Annotated in this window: 13 protein-coding genes; 8 read left to right on the top strand and 5 right to left on the bottom strand. The window is 65.7% G+C overall.

The window, feature by feature from the left end; translation table 11 throughout:
- The first annotated feature begins 147 nt into the window (after positions 1 to 147).
- From AC5P8C_RS11590 to AC5P8C_RS11575, 4 genes are all read left to right on the top strand, one after another.
- Positions 148 to 1,494, top strand: coding sequence for a c-type cytochrome (locus AC5P8C_RS11590; RefSeq protein ID WP_019658850.1), 1,347 nt, complete (start codon positions 148 to 150; stop codon positions 1,492 to 1,494).
- The gene (locus tag AC5P8C_RS11585; protein ID WP_495218781.1) at positions 1,491 to 2,417 is read left to right on the top strand and encodes a c-type cytochrome; all 927 of its coding nucleotides are present in this window, start codon (positions 1,491 to 1,493) and stop codon (positions 2,415 to 2,417) included. The genes AC5P8C_RS11590 and AC5P8C_RS11585 overlap by 4 nt, the downstream gene beginning before the upstream one ends.
- 116 nt (positions 2,418 to 2,533) lie before the next feature.
- Entirely contained in the window at positions 2,534 to 4,912 is a 2,379-nt protein-coding gene (locus tag AC5P8C_RS11580) for a TonB-dependent receptor domain-containing protein (protein ID WP_164145208.1), read from the top strand.
- A gap of 8 nt (positions 4,913 to 4,920) precedes the next feature.
- Positions 4,921 to 7,029, top strand: coding sequence for a phosphocholine-specific phospholipase C (locus AC5P8C_RS11575; protein ID WP_019658853.1), 2,109 nt, complete (start codon positions 4,921 to 4,923; stop codon positions 7,027 to 7,029).
- 108 nt (positions 7,030 to 7,137) lie between these two features.
- On the opposite strand, the gene AC5P8C_RS11570 is transcribed toward AC5P8C_RS11575, so the two are convergent.
- From AC5P8C_RS11570 to AC5P8C_RS11555, 4 genes are all read right to left on the bottom strand, one after another.
- Positions 7,138 to 8,733, bottom strand: coding sequence for an alkaline phosphatase D family protein (locus tag AC5P8C_RS11570; RefSeq protein ID WP_495218780.1), 1,596 nt, complete (start codon positions 8,731 to 8,733; stop codon positions 7,138 to 7,140).
- A 10-nt stretch (positions 8,734 to 8,743) separates the two neighbouring features.
- Complete coding sequence (locus AC5P8C_RS11565) at positions 8,744 to 11,677, bottom strand: TonB-dependent receptor (protein ID WP_019658855.1); 2,934 nt, start codon at positions 11,675 to 11,677, stop codon at positions 8,744 to 8,746.
- Between the two features lie 143 nt (positions 11,678 to 11,820).
- Entirely contained in the window at positions 11,821 to 12,843 is a 1,023-nt protein-coding gene (locus tag AC5P8C_RS11560) for a FecR family protein (RefSeq protein WP_019658856.1), read from the bottom strand.
- Positions 12,840 to 13,355: an RNA polymerase sigma factor gene (locus AC5P8C_RS11555; protein ID WP_019658857.1), complete on the bottom strand. Its 516-nt coding sequence runs from the start codon at positions 13,353 to 13,355 to the stop codon at positions 12,840 to 12,842. The genes AC5P8C_RS11560 and AC5P8C_RS11555 overlap by 4 nt, the downstream gene beginning before the upstream one ends.
- A 139-nt stretch (positions 13,356 to 13,494) precedes the next feature.
- Between AC5P8C_RS11555 and AC5P8C_RS11550 the strand changes: the two genes are divergently transcribed.
- From AC5P8C_RS11550 to aceE, 3 genes are all read left to right on the top strand, one after another.
- Positions 13,495 to 13,635 (top strand): hypothetical protein, encoded by a 141-nt coding sequence (locus tag AC5P8C_RS11550; RefSeq protein WP_495218779.1) that lies wholly within the window; start codon positions 13,495 to 13,497, stop codon positions 13,633 to 13,635.
- Between the two features lie 9 nt (positions 13,636 to 13,644).
- Positions 13,645 to 13,794 carry a hypothetical protein gene (locus AC5P8C_RS11545; RefSeq protein ID WP_495218778.1) on the top strand — a complete coding sequence of 50 codons (150 nt, stop codon included), beginning with the start codon at positions 13,645 to 13,647 and terminating at the stop codon, positions 13,792 to 13,794.
- A gap of 246 nt (positions 13,795 to 14,040) precedes the next feature.
- Positions 14,041 to 16,713, top strand: coding sequence for a pyruvate dehydrogenase (acetyl-transferring), homodimeric type (gene aceE / locus AC5P8C_RS11540; RefSeq protein ID WP_495218777.1), 2,673 nt, complete (start codon positions 14,041 to 14,043; stop codon positions 16,711 to 16,713).
- A gap of 51 nt (positions 16,714 to 16,764) precedes the next feature.
- On the opposite strand, the gene AC5P8C_RS11535 is transcribed toward aceE, so the two are convergent.
- Entirely contained in the window at positions 16,765 to 17,247 is a 483-nt protein-coding gene (locus AC5P8C_RS11535; protein ID WP_495218775.1) for a LuxR family transcriptional regulator, read from the bottom strand.
- Positions 17,248 to 17,468: 221 nt separating this feature from the next.
- Between AC5P8C_RS11535 and AC5P8C_RS11530 the strand changes: the two genes are divergently transcribed.
- A complete protein-coding gene (locus AC5P8C_RS11530) occupies positions 17,469 to 19,799 on the top strand; it encodes a TonB-dependent receptor (protein ID WP_019658861.1) in 2,331 nt (776 codons plus the stop codon).
- Positions 19,800 to 19,909 lie beyond the last annotated feature (110 nt).

Below are 19,909 nucleotides of genomic sequence, written 5' to 3'. Positions count from 1 at the left end.
TAGCGACGCGCGCGTGGGCCATCTATCGCGCGTGGATGACGGCTTGATGACAACGCAGGAACGATTCAGCTTGGTGTAAAAGCTGTATCCGTTCAGTCATTGATCCGGATCAATGAACGCGCGCGCGGGATTGCCCACAGTGCCGCCATGCGCACCTCGTTCAAGCTCGCCATTGCCCTGGTCGCCACGCTGGCCGCCGCCTACGGCGTCGCCCGCACCACGCCCTACTGGTTCGCACCGCGACAGGCCGCGCAGGTCGACATCCACGATCCGGCATTGATCGCGCAGGGACAATACCTGTCGCGCGCCGCAGACTGCGCGGCCTGCCACACCGCACCGGGTGGCAAGCCGTTCGCCGGTGGCCTCGGCATGCAGACGCCGATGGGCACGATCTACTCGACCAACATCACGCCCGATCCGTACACCGGCATTGGTGCCTACGACTACGCCGACTTCGAGCGCGCGGTACGTCGCGGCATCCGTCACGATGGCCAGCCGTTGTATCCGGCCATGCCGTACGCCTCGTACGTGATCGCCAGCGACGCCGAGATCAAGGCGCTGTACGCCTACTTCATGGGCTCGGTGCAGCCGGTGAAGCAGAACAACGCCGACAGCACGATCCCGTGGCCGGTAAACATGCGCTGGCCATTGGCCTGGTGGCAGCTGCTGTTCGCACGCCCGCGCACGTTCAACCCGGATCCGTCGCTGGATGCCAGCCAGCAGCGCGGCGCCGAACTGGTGGAAGGCCTGGCCCACTGCGGCGCCTGCCACACGCCACGCGGCCTGGCGTTCCAGGAGAAGGCCATGGCCGATGATGGGGGCCGGCAGTTCCTTTCCGGCTCGGTGCTGGAAGGCTGGTATGCGAAGAACCTGCGCAATGAAGCGAGCGGCCTGGCCAGCTGGAGCGAGGGCGAGATCGTGGACTTCCTGCGCACCGGACGCACCGATCGGTCGGCGGCCTTCGGTGGCATGGCCGACGTGGTCGAGCACAGCACGCAGTACCTGTCCGACGCTGACCTGCTGGCGATGGCCCGCTACCTGAAGCAGCTGCCCGCCCGCGAAGGACGCAGCGCACAGTGGTCGCCCGGCAGCGACACGACCACCGCCGCACTGCGCAGCGGCGACTACCGCGTGGCCGGTTCGCTGGCCTATGCCGAGCACTGCCAGGCCTGCCACCGCGCCGACGGGCGCGGCATGCCGCGCGTCTATCCGGCCCTGGCCGGCAACTCGATCGTGTTCGCTGACGATCCCAGCTCGCTGGTGCAGGTGACCCTGATCGGTGGCCGCACGCCGCATACCCCGCACGACCGCATGGCCTTCACCATGCCCGGCTTCGAACAGCTGCCGAACGCGCAGCTGGCACAGATCCTGACCTTCATCCGCAGCAGCTGGGGCAACCAGGCCAGCGCAGTGAGCGAGGTCGACGTGGCACGCATGCGCCGGGTGGTGCGCGACAAGCCAGTGCACTACGTTCCGCAGGAGTCCGCACGATGAAACGTTCGCGCAAACGCTCCCGCCTGCTGATCGGCAGTGCGATCACCCTCGTGCTGCTGGCCGGCGCCGGTACCCTCGCTTACCGCCATCTGTACCCGGACCTGGATGCCGCCGTGGCCAGCACGATCGATATCCTCGATGCACAGGGCAAGGTGGTCGGCCACTACCGTGCACCCAGCGCCGAAGAAATCGCCGGGCTCGGCAATGCCGAGTCGGTGATGCTCGGCCGCCGCCTCCTCAACGAGACCGCACGGCTGCTGCCGGACAACGTCGGCAACGATCTGAACTGCAACTCGTGCCACATGGCCGAAGGCAAGCGGCCGTTCGGCAATCACTACTTCAACACCGGCGGCGGCGCCTATCCGCGCTACATGCCGCGTCCGGGCAAGGTGATCGGGCTGACCGAGCGCATCAACGGCTGCCTGCAGCGTTCAATGAACGGCAAGCCGCTGCCGAAGGACTCGCCGCAGATGCGTGCGATGCTCGACTACATGGCGTGGCTGAGCAGCCCTGTGCCAGTGGGTGCAAGGGTGGCTGCCCCCAGTGAGGGGCCCATCGACAGCACGCTGGTCCCGGACCCGATCCGTGGCCAGGCGCTGTACGCCGTGCAGTGCGCTGCCTGCCATGGCGACAATGGCGAAGGCCGGCGCGACGCCAGCGGTGACATCGCGTTCCCGCCGCTATGGGGCGACCACAGCTTCAACATCGGCGCCGGCATGGCGCGCCTGTACAAGGCCGCCGGTTTCGTCAAACACAACATGCCGCCGGCAGTGACCAGTGAACCGCCACTGGGCCAGCAGGTGATGCCCGACCAGGATGCGGTGGACATCGCCAGCTACTTCATCAACCAGCCACGCCCGGACTTCGCCAACAAGGCCAAGGACTGGCCGCGCGACCCGAAACCCAAGGACGCGCGGTACTGAGCATAAGCCATTGGAACCGGCCGTCACACAACACGGTTCCTGCTTCGCCGCGTCATGCCGATGTCATGGGCACTGCCGACACTCCGGGGCTTCCCTCCCCTGAAGGTCCGGTTTCAATGCGAACGTTTGCGCGTTTTCCCCGTGTCTCGCTGCTTGCCGTGCTGATCGCCCCCGCCCTGGACGCCCTCGCAGAAGCACCGCAGGGCGATACGGGCGAAGCGCACAGCAGCGATGCCCGTACCCTGGACCAGGTACAGGTGATCGGCCAGGCCACCAGCTACGCCAAGACGTCGGTGCGCGCAGAAACACTGAACCGGCAGACGGTGATGAGCAGCGTCAACGATGCGCTCAATGAAGTGCCGGGCGTGGTGGTCAGCGAGGCCGACGCTACCGGTTCGTCGGTGTGGGGCACGCAGATCAGCATGCGCGGTTTCGTCACCAATCGTGATACCCAGCAGATCGGCACCACCATCGACGGCCTGCCCAACGGCGGCTCAGGTTACGGTGGCGGCTCGCTGGCCAACCGCTACATCGACACCCTCGACCTGGAGACGGTGGAAGTCAGCCAGGGCACCGCTGACATCTCCTCGCGCTCGAACGAAGCACTGGGCGGCACGCTCAACTTCCTTACCAGCGACCCGCTGCAGGACAGCCGCCTGCGCTTCGTGGTCGGTGCCGGTGACAACGAGGCGCGCAAGTACTACGTGCGCTACGACACCGGCCTGCTCGGCGGCCACACCCGCGCCTGGGTCAGCGCCTCCTCGTCGAAGGTGCACGACTGGATCGACGGCACCGGCCACGCCAGCAACGACCACATCGCCGGCAAGTTCATCACCGAACTGGATCGCTGGACGCTGGCCGGCTACCTGTCCTACAACGATGCCGACGAGCCCGAATACACCAGTGTTTCGCCGAAGGGCTTTGCCACCCATCCGGATCGCGACAACCTGGTCGGCACCCTCACCGGCATTCCCTATCTGGACCAGAACTTCCGTTCGGGCTCGCGTGCGCTGCGCGAGAACACCTTCGGTTACCTGCGTGCGGCCTTCGACGGCGGCAACGGGCTCAAGGCCTCGGTGGCCGCCTACGGGCACCGCATGCAAGGTCGTGGCGACTGGCTTCCACCCTACCTGGCGCAGGTCAGCGATGAGGGTGCGGGCCGCCCCGAATCGGAATATCTCGGTGGCAAAACCGTGTACGGCGGCAGCAACCGTGGCCAGATCTTCTTCGTCAATACCGATGGCAGCGCCGCGCAGCGCCTGGCCAGCTGCACCCCGCGCCTGGGCTTCACCGCCGAGTACGATCCGAACTGCTACGCCGGCAACGTGCTGGGCGCGCAGTCCTACCGCCACACCCACTACGACAACGACCGCATGGGCGTGACCGCCGACGTCGAATGGCGGCAGACCTTCGGTGCGATCGACAACACCATCCGTGGCGGCCTCTGGGTGGAGAAGCTGGACCGTTCGGCACGCCGTGACTGGCACCGCCTGCTCAACGTCGGCCAGGACATCGCCTTCGACCACCAGCCGTACTGGGTGCAGTTCGAGGACAAGTACAAGGTCGACGAGCAGATGTACTACGTCGAGGACGTGGCCCGCTTCGGTCCGTTCAGCGCGCGCCTGGGCGTGAAGCAGTTCTTCGTCGACCAGTCGCGCCGCCGCGTGATCGGTGCCAGCGAGCACGTCAAATCCGATTCCAGGTCCGATCCACTGTTGTCCACCGGCGTCACCTGGGCACCGGGTGTGGAAGGCATGGAGCTGTTCGCCGGCTTCTCGCAGAACTTCGCTGCCATCCCCTCCGGCGTGCTTGGCGAGACCGACCCGCAGCGCTTCCGCAACGTCGAGCCCGAAACCGCCGACAACATTGAAGTGGGCATGCGCATCAGCCGCTGGCCGCTGACCGCCTCCGTCACGCTATACAACATCAAGTTCGACAACCGCATCGTCTATCTGCCGGCAGGTTTCGTCAGTGGCATCGACTACCTGGGCGAGACCGATGGTGTCTACGAGAACTTCGGCGGCGTGGAAAGCAACGGCCTGGAAGCCGCGTTCGGCTATGGGTGGAACAACGGCTGGCGGATCAACGCGGCCTACACCTACAACCGCTCCAAGTACCTGGGCAGCGGCAATGCCGCGCGTGATGCCCAGCTGGGCATCGTCGACGGCGCCAAGGTGATCGGCCAGCCGGAGAACACCCTGGTGCTGTCGGCCGACTGGCAGGGCGCCAACTGGAACTTCGGCCTGTCCGGCCGTTACCTGGGCACGCGCTACCTTGATGCCGCCAACGTCAACACGCTGCCCTCGGCCACCGTGTTCAACGCCAACATCGGCTTCGACCTGCAGGGGCTGTCGCCGCGCCTGAAGGGCATGGGTGCCAACCTGGTGGTGAGCAATCTCACCGACAAGCGGTATCTTGCAGGGGTGGACGGCCGCGACAACGCCTTCATCGGCGCTCCGCGCACCGTCGGCATCTCCTTCCGCGTGGACCTGTGAGTGAGCCCGTGACCGATATCGGCCGACGCCGGTTGTTGCAGGCCGGCGTTGCCGCCGGCCTTTCTCCGCTGCTGCCCAGCATCGCCCGGGCCGCAGCGATCGCCCCTGCCGCGCAGACGCGCAGCCTGGAAGACCTGCAGCACATCGTGGTGTTCATGCAGGAGAACCGTTCGTTCGACCACTACTTCGGCACGCTGCCGGGTGTACGTGGTTTCGGCGACCGCTTCGTGGCCCCTGCCCCCGCGCTGCAGGCCGGTGGCCGCACCCGCAGCCTGTGGCTGCAGCCCGATGCCAGCGGCACGCGGGCGATCGCGCCGTTCCCGCTGGATACCGCCGCGCACTTCGGCTACATGCGCGTGGAAGGTACGCCGCATACCTGGCCCGATGCGCAGCGCGCCTGGGACCACGGCCGCATGGGGCAATGGCCGAAGGCCAAGCAGAACCACTCGATGGGCTACTTCCAGCGCAGCGACCTGCCGTTCCAGTTCGCGCTGGCCGATGCCTTCACGATCTGCGATGCGTACCACTGCGCGATGCAGGCCGGCACCAACCCGAACCGGGTGTTCCTGTGGACCGGCCACAACGATGCACAGGCCCGTGCCGGTGGCCCGGTAATCGCCAACTCGCATGACAACTTCCCCGAACACGGCGGGCATCCGGCGTCGTACCGCTGGACCAGCTATGTCGAGCGCCTGCAGAACGCCGGCGTGTCCTGGCAGATCTACCAGGACATGGCCGACAACTTCACCGACAACCCGCTGGCCGGCTTCGAGGCGTTCCGTCGTGCCTACAGCGCGGCACCCGGACATGATCCGCAGCTGCGCGCACGCGCTGTCAGCACCCGTGGCCTGCCACAGCTGCGCCAGGACGTACTCGACGGGCGCCTGCCTCAGGTCAGCTTCATCATCGCCGATGCCGCCGGCAGCGAACATCCCGGCCCGTCCAGCCCGGCCCAGGGCGCGGCCTATACCGCGCGCGTGCTGGATGCGCTGACCGCCGATCCGGAAGTGTGGAGCCGCACCGCCCTGCTGCTGATGTTCGACGAGAACGACGGATTCTTCGACCACATGCCGCCACCGGCCCCTCCCTCACCGGTGAACGGTGGATGGGCAGGTGCCTCGTCGGTCAGTACCGAGGGCGAGTATCACCGTCATCCCGCACCGGGCGACGAGAAGTACGATGCCGCCGAACTGCGCGGGCGCCCGTATGGTCTCGGTCCGCGTGTGCCGCTGTACGTGATTTCGCCGTGGAGCCGCGGCGGCTGGGTCGATTCGCAGGTGTACGACCACACCTCGGTCATACGCCTGATCGAACGTCGCTTCGGCGTGGCCGCACCGGACATCTCGCCGTGGCGCCGTGCGGTCTGCGGGGATCTGAGCAACGCGTTCGACTTCGCCCAGCGTGATACCCGTCCGTTCGTGCGCGGCCTGCCGGACATGAGCGCGGTGGCCGCGCGTGCCGCCGCCCTGCCGGGACGCACCGTGCCCGCGTTGCCCGAGGGACTGAAGCCGGCGAAACAGGAAAGCGGTGTACGCCCGGCGCGTGCCCTGCCCTACCGGCCGCAGGCATCGATCGCTGCGGTCGACGCTGCGGGCGTGGACCTGACGTTGTCCTGCGAAGGCGCAGCGGCTGTGCTGCATGTCTACGACCGGCTGCGGCTGGATGCGGTGCCACGCCGCTACACGCTGCTGCCCGGTAGGCCGCTGCGCGAGCGCTGGCCGCTGGATGCCCAGGGCCGCTATGACCTGTGGTTGCTCGGCCCGAACGGCTTCCACCGCCACTTCCAGGGAGCGGCCACGGGTCCTGCCGTGCAGGCTTCAATCGATCGCGTCGATGACCAACTGCGGCTCCGCCTGCGCAATCTGGGTGACAGTGCACAGCAGGTGCGCGTGCACGGCGGCGCCTATGCAGGACACATGCCCGAACAGACATTGGCGCTGCCCGCACATGCGCAGACTTCATTGGCGTGGGATGCTACGCCTACCGCCGGCTGGTATGACCTGCGCGTCAGCGCGGGTGGGAGTGTGCTGCGTTTGGCCGGCCGCGCCGAGGATGGGCGCCCCGGCACCAGTGACCCGGCGATGGGCACCGAGCCGCTGCGGTTCGAGCACGATTGAAGAATCCCTGTAGAGCCGAGCCCATGCTCGGCTGCTTTCGCCCTGGTCGCATTGCCCCGAAAAAAGCAGCCGAGCGTGGGCTCGGCTCTACAGCGCAGACCGGTAGATTCAGGCCTCCTGCAGCCCCGGCCGGCCGTGCTCCACCGCGTAGCGCTTCCAGCTCTGCAGCGCGCCATTCGGCTGCATCACGGTATCCAGCGTCTTCATGTCGCCGATCCACGCATCGCGGGTGACATCACACAGCACGTAGCCACGCTTGTCGGTGGTCGCCTTCAGGTAGGGGCTGTGGGCAAGCTGGTTCCTGGCATACGCGTCCACGCCCTGGCCGTCGGCACCGGAAGTGATCGAGGTGGCGAGGAACTCGCTGGAGACCACGCCCGAGTCACGGTGGTCCTGCACCAGATCGCTGGCGTAGTGGCGATGCGCGTCGCCGCAGGCGGTCACCACGTTGCCGAAGCCCACCCTCTGGATGTGATCGAGCAGGCGCCGGCGGCTTTCCAGATAGCCCGACCACTGATCGTCGGACGACTGCACCACCCCATCCTTCTCGCGCATGTAGTTGCCCAGTGCCACCTGGTGGGCGATGGTATGCCAGCGCGGCGCAGCATCGGACAGGCCGTCGAACAGCCAGCGTTCCTGCTTCGCCCCCACCATGCTGCGCTCCGGCGATTCCACCTCCTCGCGCAGCGTCATGTTCACCTGCTTGCTGCGGTACTGGCGGGTGTCGAGCAGGTGCAGGTCCATCAGCGTGCCGTAGCGTGCACGTCGGTACATCTGCATGTGGCCATCGCGCGGGAATGCCGAACGGCGCAACGGCATGTTCTCGTAGTAGGCCTGGAACGCCTGTGCGCGGCGCAGCAGGAATACTTCGCTGGGCGTGTCATCCTGGTCTTCGGCGCCGGCCCAGTTGTTGTCCACTTCATGGTCGTCAAAGGTGACGAACCACGGTGCCGCCGCATGCGCGGCCTGCAGGTCGGCATCGCTCTTGTACTGGGCGTAGCGGCGGCGGTAATCATCCAGCGTGTAGATCTGCGGGCCGACGTGGTTGCGCAGGTTGGTGAACGGCTGTCCGTTCATCTTCCGCAGGCCCGGCTGGCATTCGCCTTCGTAGATGTAGTCACCGTAGTGGAAGACGAAATCGAGTGGTTCCTCGGCGATGCGTCGCCACGCGGTGTAGTGGCCTTCTTCGTAATGCTGGCAACCGGCCACCACGAAGCGAACGCGATCCACCGCTGCCGTGGCTGCCGGCAGCGTGCGCGTGCAACCCACTGCGCTGGCGTGGCCGCCTACGGTGAAGCGGTACCAGTAGGGCCGTCCGGGCGCCAGCCCGTCCAGCTCCACGTGCACCGCGTGGCCGAGTTCGGGATGCGCCATTGCCGAACCCTGGCGTACCACTCTGCGCATGCCTTCGTCTGCTGCCAGCTGCCACTCGACCACCATCGGCCGGGCCGGCATGCCACCGCCGAACACCAGCGGCTCGGTCGCCAGCCGTGTCCACAGCACCATGCCATCGGCCGAGGGATCACCCGAGGCCACGCCCAGGGTGAAGGGCGTGCTGGCAAAGCGCGGCTTGGCCAGCAGGTTGCGCGGGTTCAGCGCGGTGGCATCGGCCTGCGCGGCCAGCGCGTGTGCCGTGCCCATCCAGGCGCCGGCAGCAGACAGGCCGGCCAGGGCCAGGAATCGCCTGCGATTGATCGTATCCACGGCGCTGCCCTCAGTTGTAGATGATGTGGAAGTAGAAGAAGCGGCCGTAGTCGTCGATCTCGGTACGGAAGCGCCCATTCGGGCCGGTGCTGTAGGTCGGCTGGGTGTTGAACAGGTTCTTGGCTTCATACTTCAGCGTCACGTGCCTGCCGACTTTGTGGCTGAAGGCCATGTTGAACGTCATGTACGGGTCGTAGTACGAATCCAGCCATTCGGTGTCACCGAAGTCGACCAGCATCCGGCTGCGGTAGGTTCCGGAAAGGCGCAGCTGCGCGCTCCTCCACGGCATGCGCCAGATCACCGAACCATTGAGCGACCAGTCCGGCTGGTACAGCAGGCGATCCAGGCGGCGCGCGGTGCCATCACTGATGCGGTAGTCGGTCTGCCCTTCCAGCCGCGTGGCGTTGAAGTACATGTCGAAGCGCTGGCGGCCCCACTGCAGGTTGCGGTTGGCCACCGCGAACTCGACACCGCGTAGCTTCGACTCATCGGTGTTCATCGGCTGGGTGATCCGATAGCGGGTATCACCCACGTTCTCGAAGGTGGTCAGGGTGTAGATGTCGTCCTTGATCACCTTGTCGAACAACGCCACCGAGACCAGGCCGTTGTTGCCGTTGAAGTACAGGTCCCATGCAAGATCGATGTTGGTGGAACGGCGCGGCTGCAGATCGGCATTGCCCTGCTTGATGGTGCAGAAGCCCCTGCCCTCCTCGTCATCGCCACAGCTGGTGCTGGTGGCCTGGGCGATGTTGCTCGGCGTCGGCCGGCCCAGCGTGCGGCTGGCGGAGAAGCGCAGGCGCTGGTCCTCGGTGAGCTTGAAGGTTGCGTTCAACGAGGGCAGCAGGTTGTTGTAGCCACCGCTCGTGTTGCGGAACGCAGAGGTATAGGTAGCGCCGCCATCATCGCTGAACGGACTGTAGGCATCGAAGCGGGTGTGGTCGTAGCGCAGGCCGCCGATCAGCAGCAGCCGGTCCCAGGCGTAGTGCGCGGATACATAGGCATTGGTGATGTCCTCCACGTACTTGTAGTCGCTGGTGAAGTTGGCATTCGGATACGCCGCATTGTTGCTGCCCAGTTTCGGCAGCAGTTCCTCGGTCCACTTGCGGTTGTCGATCAGCGGGAAGCCGGGCACGCTGCCCAGCAGTGTCGAACCCGGATATAGGTAGTCGTTGAGCGTGGCGCTGCTCTTGAAGTAGTCGAAGTCGATGTCCTGCCAGATCTTCAGGTGGCGGTACTCGGCGCCGGTGGCCAGGCCGAAGCCACGCGCATCGGCGTCGATGTTGTAGCTGAAATCGGCGCGCAGGTTGTCGATGCTCTCCTTGGCATCGCGCGGGGAGACGTAGGCCTGCGCCGGATTGAGCTTGAACGCGGAGCTGGTCAGCAGGCTGGAATCGGAAACCGCCACCGCGTTGGGGAACCCATGGCTGTCGTTTTCGTAGTCGACGAACAGATTGCTTGGGTAGGCGCGCACACCCCAGTAGACCTGGTTGTTGTGGAAGGTCTCTTCGGTATGGCCGCCACGCAGGGTCAGCCGCGAACGGTCGCCCATGTCCCAGTTGAAACTGGCGATGGCACCACGGTTGCTGCGGTCCCAGCGGTCGTGACGGTTCTTGATGTAGATGCTGTTGATCTGGGTGGTGCCGCTGTCCTCGGTCTGGTTGCGGATCGGGAACTTGGCATTGCCGTACAGATCGGTCTTGTTCATCGTCGAGTTCTCGTAGAACCGGTACGAGTACAGCAGCAGCGATGCGTAGAACGGATCATCCGAGGGCTTCCACTCAAGCTTGGCGGAGCCACCGAAGTTGGTGATGAAGTTGGTATAGGTGCCGGTGCTGAAGTTGCCAGGCGCACGCAGCCCGTTCCAGCCCTTGGCCTCGTCCGGACCGGTGGTACCGTCGGTGAGGTATTTGCCAGCGTCGTTGTAGTAGTAGTTCGACTCCACCCAGCGCTTGACGCTGTTGCGTGAACGCTGCTCGTAGCGTGCCACCGCAACGATGCCGAACTCCTGGTCGGCGCCGAACTGGTTGGAGAACACCATCTTGGCGCTCTTGCCGAAGTGGCCCAGAGTCTCGTGGTTGCCGCCTGCGCTGCGCTCGACGTTGGTCTCGGCGGTGGAATAGATGCCCGCAACATCGGCAAACACGTACTTGCCGGACCGGTCGAAAGCACTGCGGCTGATGATGTCGATCACGCCGCCGATCGCATCCGGTGCCTGCTCCGCACTGAAGCTCTTGTAGATGTCGGTACGGGTGCCGATGTCGCTGGGAATCAGCTGCAGGTTGTTCATTCGCTCGCCGGAGCCACTGCCTCCCACGCTGGCAATCGCGATGCCATCGATGGTGGTGTAGTTGAGGTTGGCCTGTACGCCGCGCACGGTCACGTAACGTGGCTCACCGGCATCCTCCACCGCACTCAGGCCTGGAGCGGCCATCAGGCTCTCGGCCAAGGTCTCGTCGCCGTAACTGTCCATCTCGTCGTACACCACCGAATCCTTGATCACCGGTGAGCGCTTCTTCTGGTCGATGACCTCATGTGCAGCAATCACCTTCACCGTGTCCAGGGTCGGCGCCACCATTGCCTCGGCCTCGCGCGGCTTCGGCGCGGCCGGCTTCGGTTGGTTGCGTGCTGGCGCCGGATCGATGGCGATGACATTGCCATCCACCACGGTGTACCCCAGGCCGGTACCGGCCAGCAGCGCGTCCAGCGCCTGCCTGACGGTGGCACCGCGCGGCACCGCACCGGCCATGCGGGCATCACCGCCGGCCGAGTACAGGAACTGCACCCCGGAACTGCGCGACAACTGCTCCAGCGCACGCGCCAACGGCTGCGCCGCGATCGGCGTGGATACACGCGCCTCCAGGCCATCGGCACCGGCGGCGAAGGCCAGCGGCACGCTGCAGGGAGACAGGGCGAGGATGATCGACAGGTAGAGCGTGTTGCGCATCACGGGTCCTTGGAAGAGAGAGAAGGCAGCAGGCGCCGCTGCGTGGCTCGGCAGCGGCTTCTCCCAAGTAAGAGCCCGCATCCACCGAAGTGGAGAACGCGGATTCGATGAATTTTTTTTGACAGTCCACGGCCATTTCGGCCTCAGCGACTGCCAACCCGCACGGTGTCGCCTTCGCGCCTCACCACGAAACGCGGGTCGCGTTCGAGGAAGGCCTGCAGCGCACCGATGCGATGCGCATCGAGACTGCCCGACAACCGTGCCGATGCCGCGCCTTCGTCCAGCACGCGGACCTGCACCTGGTTGTGCCGGTTGAAGGCAGCGGCCACCTCGTCCAGCCGCTCATCCAGGAAGGACACCTTGCGTTGCTGCCAATCCAGCAGCATCGACAATGGCAGGTCCAAGGACTCGACCGCATGGCTGCCCGCGTCGACCTGCACCACTCGGCCTTCGCCCAGCTGCGCAAGACGCCGGGCGTCCGCACCCTGGCTCCATACCTCCACCTCGCCGGAGACCACGCCGATGCGCGTGCTCTGCAGCCGTCGCGATACATCGAATACCGTGCCGATATCCCGGATCTCCAGGCCGTTCACCTGCACCTCGAACGGACGGCGGTCGCGGGCGATGTCGAACGTGGCCTCACCCTGCAGCAGCTCCACCTTGCGGCTGAACCAGCCCATGCGTACCCGCAGGCGGCTGTCCGCGTTGAGCTGCACCTGGGTCTGGTCGGGCAGCACCAGGTCGCGAAGTTCACCCTGTCCGGCACTGTAAAGCTGCTCGGTGGGCATCAGCTGCGGAACCAGGCCCACGCCGAGCAAGGTGATACAGGCTGCGGCAGCTGCCACCCACCAGCGCGCACGACCGCGCCGCGGCACAGCGCGCGGCGGCGCGTGCACGCCACCGAACAGCGGCACCACCTTGGCCGACGTCGCCTCCCGCAGCGGCGGCGCCTCGTCAGCCAACGACGATTGCAGCGCTTCGCCCACCTGCCGGTGCAACGAGAGGACGCGCAAGTAGGCGCGCACATGCTCCGGCGAGCGCTTCATCCAGTCCAGGAACGCGAGGCGCCCGGCCTCATCCAACGGCCCCTCGCGGTTGCCCAGGAACCAGTCCATGGCCTCGCAGGCGATCGTGTCGTCGGCCACGGGCGATGAGGTCCGGTTCATGTGAGCTCCCTGGCGCCCAGCACCTTCCTGCAGGCCTCCAGCCCCTTGCCGATGTGCTTGCGCACCATGTGCACCGACACCTGCAGCTGCTGGCTGATTGCCGGGCAGTCCAGCCCGTCGCGGTAGTGCAGCTCCATCACCCGCCGCGTGGTTGCCGGCAGTCGTGCGATGGTGCTGCGGATATCGTTCCAGCGCTGCGCACGCTCGAAATCACCTTCGATGTCTTCTTCGCTTTTCAGCACTTCGGCCAGCAGGTCGACGTCTTCCAGCGGCGGCAGCGACGACCGCGCGCGCGCATGCTCGCGCGCCAGGTTGGCCGCCACGGTGAACAGGTAGGCTTCCGGGTTCTCGACCGCATCGGCATCTTCGCCGGTGCTGCGCAGCAGGCGCAGGTAGACCTCCTGCGCCAGGTCTTCGGCATCCTCGCTGGCCGAACCGCGACGCAGGAAGAAGCCACGCAGTAGCCGGCGCCGCAGCGCGTAGCTTTTCTCCCAGATCCTCACGCTGTTCACGGCCGGCCAACCACCCCGAGGCTGGAAAGCCCCGCAGGGTGACCGCCATCGATGACAGTGGCGTTTCAACGACCGGCAGGCAGCCGCTAGAATGCGGCCCCTGCAATGTCCCGGCAGCCGGCACAAGGAGTGCCCCGCAATGAACGCCCGCACCGCCATCAACACCCTCAGCAGCCTGCTGTTCCTGCTGCTGGTCGCCCACACCACCGCCTACCAGCAGCAGATGTGGCCGCCCAGCCGGGTCATCCATGTGCATCCGGTGATCGTCGTCCTCGCCTAGGCGCTAGGTGTGCTCACGCTGCTGTTGTGGATCGGCGGTCGTCGTGCACCGGAACCCGCCCAACGCCTGGCGCGCTGGTTGCCCGTCGTCGCCTGGTGCCTGCTGGGCGTCGGCGTGGCGATCATCCCGGTGTTCCTGCCGGGGCTGTCCCCGGCCTGATCAGCGGCCGCGCCCAGCGCATCGGCCCATGATACGGCGCGCGGCACCAACCCTTGCTTGCCAGAGACCCAAGCCCCGCCCGCCTATCGAGGCGTGGGGGGGCAGGCCTACGCTTGTCTTCTCGGTGGCCGCCACGGTCGCCCTTCGCGTCACGGCGCCCGCCATTGCGACCCCGCTCCAGTGCTGTGCGCCCTGCCGGTGTTGTCGCCCAGGCAGACCTCCGACCGGCGCCCTCTGGAGACAGCCATGAACCAAGCCCTCATTCCCTTCGATACCGATCCACTGGAAACCCAGGAGTGGCGTGAATCGCTGGAGGCGGTGATGCAGGCCGGCGGCCGGCCGCGCGCGCACTACCTGATCGACCAGCTGAGCGATCTGGACGCCCGGCAGCACGGCGACCTGCATACCCGTGCCTGGACCGCCTACGTCAACACCATCCCGCCCGAGCGCCAGCCGGCCTACCCGGGTGACCTGGCCATCGAGCGCCGCCTGAACGCGATGATCCGATGGAACGCGATGGTGATGGTGCTGCGTGCCGGCAAGCATTCCAACGTCGGCGGCCACATCGCCACCTACCAGTCGGCGGCAGTGCTGTACGACGTGGGCTTCGATCATTTCTTTCGTGGCCGTACCGACACGTTAGACGGCGACATGATCTACATCCAGGGCCACTCCGCGCCAGGGATCTACGGCCGCGCGTACGTGGAAGGCCGTATCGATCCGGCACGGATGGACAACTTCCGCCGCGAAGCCGGCCGCGAAGGCCTGTCCTCATATCCACACCCGCGCTTGATGCCGGAGTTCTGGCAGTTCCCCACCGTGTCGATGGGGCTGGGCCCGTTGACCGCTGCCTACCAGGCGCGCTACATGCGCTACCTGGAATACCGCGGCCTGAAAGAGCACCAGGGCCGCAAGGTCTGGGCCTTCCTCGGCGATGGCGAAATGGATCAGCCCGAATCGCTGGCGGCGATCTCGCTGGCCGGCCGCGAGCGGGTGGACAACATCGTGTTCGTGGTCAACTGCAACCTGCAGCGCCTGGACGGGCCGGTGCGCGGCAACGCCAAGGTCATCCAGGAACTGGAAGGCACCTTCCGCGCGGCCGGCTGGAACGTGATCAAGCTGATCTGGGGCAGTGGCTGGGACGACCTGCTGGCCCGCGACCACAGCGGCCTGCTGCGCCAGCGCATGATGGAATGCGTGGATGGTGACTACCAGACCTTCAAGTCGCAGAGCGGTGCCTACGTGCGCGAGCATTTCTTCGGCCGCTACCCCGAACTGCTGGAGCTGGTCGCGCATATGAGCGACGACGATATCTGGGCGCTGGCGCGTGGCGGCCATGATCCGCAGAAGGTCTTCGCTGCCTACCAGCAGGCGGTGAACACCCGCGGCCGGCCGACGGTGATCCTGGCCAAGACGGTCAAGGGTTTCGGCATGGGCGAAGCCGGCGAAGGCCAGAACATCAACCACCAGCTGAAGAAGATGAGCGCCGAGGCGGTGCGTGCCTTCCGCGATCGCTTCAACCTGCCGGTCAGCGACGAGCAGCTGGAGGACATGCCGTATCTGCGACCGGAGCCGGGCAGCCCCGAGGCGGCCTACTTCGCCGAGCGCCGCCGCATCCAGGGCGGCCAGCTGCCGGCGCGGCTGGCGAAGGTCGATCCGCTGCCGCTGCCGCCGCTGTCGATCTTCAACACCCAGCTGCAGGGCAGCGGCGATCGCGGCCAATCCACCACCATGGGCTTCGTGCGCATCCTCACCCGCCTGCTGAAGGACCCGGAGCTGGGCAAGCTGGTCATTCCGATCGTGCCCGATGAATCGCGCACCTTCGGCATGGAAGGCCTGTTCCGCCAGATCGGCATCCACTCCTACCTTGGCCAGCTGTACACCCCGCAGGATGCCGGCCAGCTGAGCTACTACAAGGAAGCCAAGGACGGCCAGATCCTGCAGGAAGGCATCAACGAATCCGGTGCGATCTGCTCGTGGATCGCGGCCGGTACCGCCTACAGCAACCACGGCCTGGCGACGATCCCGTTCTACATCTTCTACTCGATGTTCGGCCTGCAGCGCGTCGGTGACCTGGCCTGGGCCGCCGCCGATGCGCGCACCCGCGGCTTCCTGCTGGGTGCCACCTCCGGCCGCACCACGCTGATGGGCGAAGGCCTGCAGCACGATGACGGCCACAGCCACGTGCTGTCGTCGGTGATTCCCAGCTGCGTGTCCTACGACCCGACCTACAACTACGAGCTGGCGGTGATCATCCACGACGGTCTGCGCCGCATGTATGTCGAGCAGGAAGACGTCTACTACTACATCACCGTGCTCAACGAGAACTACCCGCAGCCGGCACTGCCGGAGGGCGTGGAAGCGGGCATCCTGAAGGGCCTGTATCTGCTGCATCCGGCAGCGGCCGACAGCGCCTCGCAGCCACGCGTGCAGTTGATGGGCAGCGGTTCGATCCTGCGCGAGGTGGAAGCCGCGGCGAAACTGCTGCTGCAGGACTTCGGCATCGCCAGCGATGTCTGGAGCGCGACCAGCCTGACCGAACTGCGCCGCGATGGCCTGGCTGCCGAACGCTGGAACCTGCTGCACCCGGCTGAGGAACCGCGCGTACCCTACGTGCAGGAGTGCCTGCAGGGCCATGATGGCCCGGTGGTGGTGGCCACCGACTACATGAAGATCGTAGGCGACCAGATACGTCCCTTCATCAACGACCGCCGCTTCATCGCACTCGGTACCGATGGCTTCGGCCGTTCCGACACGCGTGAGTCGCTGCGCACGTTCTTCGAAGTGGATCGCCACTTCATCGTGCTGGCCGCCCTGAAGTCGCTGGCCGACGAAGGCCGCATCGAACGCTCGCGGATGCAGGAGGCCATCGACAGGTACGGCATCGACGCCGGCAAGCGCGACCCGGCCGCGGTATAAGGCTGCTGCATTCACCACGCCCGCTGTGCGGGCGTCGTGCAGGCGGCGCCGCTACGGTATTCGCTTGAACAGATTGGTCTGCAGGATCGGCGTACCGTCGTGACCGTAGAACGCCTTGGTCTCGGTCATCGTCGTACGGTCGGCCGCCACGGTATAGATGCGGGTGGAGGCCGGCGTGCCGTGGTCCACCAGCTGCATCACCAGGGTGTTCGGCGCCGGCAGTTTCAGGTTGGCCTTGTCCGCGCCGTAGGTGCCGGACAAAGGCCCCGGCGTGCCGTCGAGGGACAGCGTGCCATCGGACTTCATGGTCCTGCCGTCGTGCAGCACGATGTCGACGTGCGAACTCCAGCGTCCACCCCCGGCATCCTTGAATTCCAGTACCACCTGTTTCGGGCGCTGCGCCTCGGGCAGCGCCGAGGTGGCAATGTCCAGCGACCAGCGTCCCAGCAGCGGTGAGGGCGAAGCCTCCACGGCCAGCGCCGGAACGGCGGCCAGCGAAAGCGCAGACAACAACACAGCGGACAGCCGCTTCATACGTTGCTCCGTTTCCGTGAAGAAGATGCTGCGTGAAGCGCTGTGGGGCGCAGCATCCGGATCGTGCACAGCATCGGCGCCCCGCACAAGGCAGAGCGCTGAACGGCCGGCAACCTCATTCGCGCCTCCCGTGTGTTCGGCCTCGCGACTAGAGCCAAAACGCCCTTGTTGCCCGCAATAGTTACGTTATAACATTTCATGTAATCTTCACGGAGCGTGTCATGCGTCGCCATCTGCTTGCTGCTGCCATTCTGTTCGCCGTCCACACCGCCCAGGCCGCAGACGAACCCACCCTCCCCACCCTCCAGGTCCAGGCCTCCCAGCCCTCGCGCATCGACACCCGGGTCACTGTCGACAACCCACATGCGCAGAACCGCACCCTCGGCGGCCTGCTCGAACACGTCTCCGGCGTGCAGAGCAGCGCCTTCGGGCCAAACGCGGGCGCTCCGGTCATCCGCAGCCTCAGCGGCAACCGCGTGCTGATCCTGCAGGACGGCCAGTCCATCCTCGGCATGAACGCGATCAGCGGCGACATCAACATTCCGTTCGATCCGCTGTTCGTACGCAGTGTGACCGTCAACAAGTCCTCCGACACCGTGCGCTACGGCGGCAATGCGATCGGAGGCAGCGTGGAGATCGATCCGGGCCTGATCTCGCGCAGCATGGAAGACAAGGACCAGTCGATGGAACTGGTCCTGCGCAAGGGCTTCAATGCTGCGGACGCGCAGGGCTTCCGCATGAACTTCAACAACCAGCGCAACGTCTCGACCAACCTGCAGGTCTCTCGGCAGCGCATCTCGCACTACGACATCCCCGGCAACAGCAAGGCCAGTGTCTGCAACACCCGACTGTTTCCGCCGACCGGCGGCGTCAACTCGGCGCTGGCCGACAGCTGCCAGAAGGAGGCGCGCGTCCAGCAGATCTACAACAAGGCCTCGCAACCTTACATCGACCAGTTCATGACCGAGAACCCGGACTGGGCCGACGGTGATTTCTCGTTCTACACCAACAACCCGACTTCGGTCTGGCAACGCCGTACCTATATCAATCCGGTCAATCCGGCCTATGTCGCCGGCGCGCCGTCATACGTACAGAAGCAGATCAACAATGATGTGACGCCCGATTACCATCACCGGTTGGGCAACAGTTACGCGCGCAATTCGCAGGTGGCGTTCGGGTCGACCCTGTTCTTCGACCGTGGTTACGTGGGTGTCAGCATCGATGCCAAGGACAGCGAGTACGGCGTGCCGGGATTCTCGATGCAGAACCTGTCGTTCGGTTCCAACTACGCCAACGCATTGCCGGTGGGCGTGGTGATCGAGCAGGAACGCTACGCACTGGAAGCCCTGTTGCGTGATCCGCTGCCGTGGTTCGAGCGCGCCGAACTGCGTGTTTCGAAGCTGGACAACACCTCGGGCGAACGGCTGGGTGCCACCCGGGCCAACGACTACGATTTCGAGAGCACCCAGGCCGAACTGCTGTTGAGCCATCAGCGTGTCGGTCCGCTCAGCGGCCTGCTCGGTTACAGCCACCAGTCGCGCGATGTCACCGGCAGCGGCTCGCTGCGCTACCTGCCTGACGTCGACACCCGCAGCAACGCGGTGTTCCTGAAGGAGACGCTGGACTTCGGCTGGGCCAGTTTCGACGCTGGCGTGCGCCACGAGCGCGTTGACCATGACCTGCAACCAAGCCGCTTCAAGACCGCGCGCAATGCCGCCAACACGAAACTGCAGGACCGCGACTACCGGCTCAACAGCTACAGCTTGGGATCGTATGTCGAGCTCGGTCCGTTGTTCGCCGCCAAGGTGCGCTACTCGTCCTCGCAGCGCGCACCGGAGATCAATGAGTTGTATGCGAGCAACGCGCACTACTCGGTGATGACCCAGGAAGAAGGCAACCAGAACCTCGAGCCAGAGCGCGCGAAAAACCTGGAGCTGACCGGCCTGTTCCATATCGGAGGGTTCGAACTGTCGGCCACCGCGTATCGGATGAAGTACGAGAACTATCTGTACCTGGGTTACTCGGGCGTGCAGACCGCCAACCGCCTGCCGCTGAAATACTGGAAGCAGACCGACACCACGGTGAAGGGCTTCGAGATCGACGCATCGCATGCCCTGGACCTTGGCCGCTATGGCACGTTGAACATCTCCGCCTTCGCCGATCTGGTGAAGAACAAGGCCGATCACCCCGATTCGCTGCGTGCCCACAACGACGGCGAGTACCTGCCGAACATGCCGACCAACCGCTACGGCGCCAATCTGCAGTGGCAACGCGAGGGTTGGAAGGCGCAGCTGTCCAGCACCTACTACGACACGCAGAAGTACCTCGGCCGCAACGTCAGCGAGGAAGTGCCACTGGATGCCTTCAACCTGGTCGACCTGCAGATCAGCCGTGAGCTGCCGGTACGCAACAGCTACATCGCCGGCATGGAAGTGTTCATCAACGGCAGCAACCTGCTCAATGAAGAAGCACGGCCGCACAACTCACCGTTGAAGTACATCGCGCCGTTGCCGGGGCGTGGGTTCCAGGTGGGGGTGACGGTGAGGCTCTGACGATCGAACGCGTCGGTACGCGCCTGCGGGCAAATGGCCTGCAGGCGTTCTCCCCCGCCCCCTGCGGGGTTGCGCCACATTCACCGGTTGATTCACCATCGGCAAAACAG

The organism is Stenotrophomonas sp. YJH_SMC_46, assembly GCF_059370315.1.
This window is presented reverse-complemented; position numbering and strand designations above follow the sequence as displayed.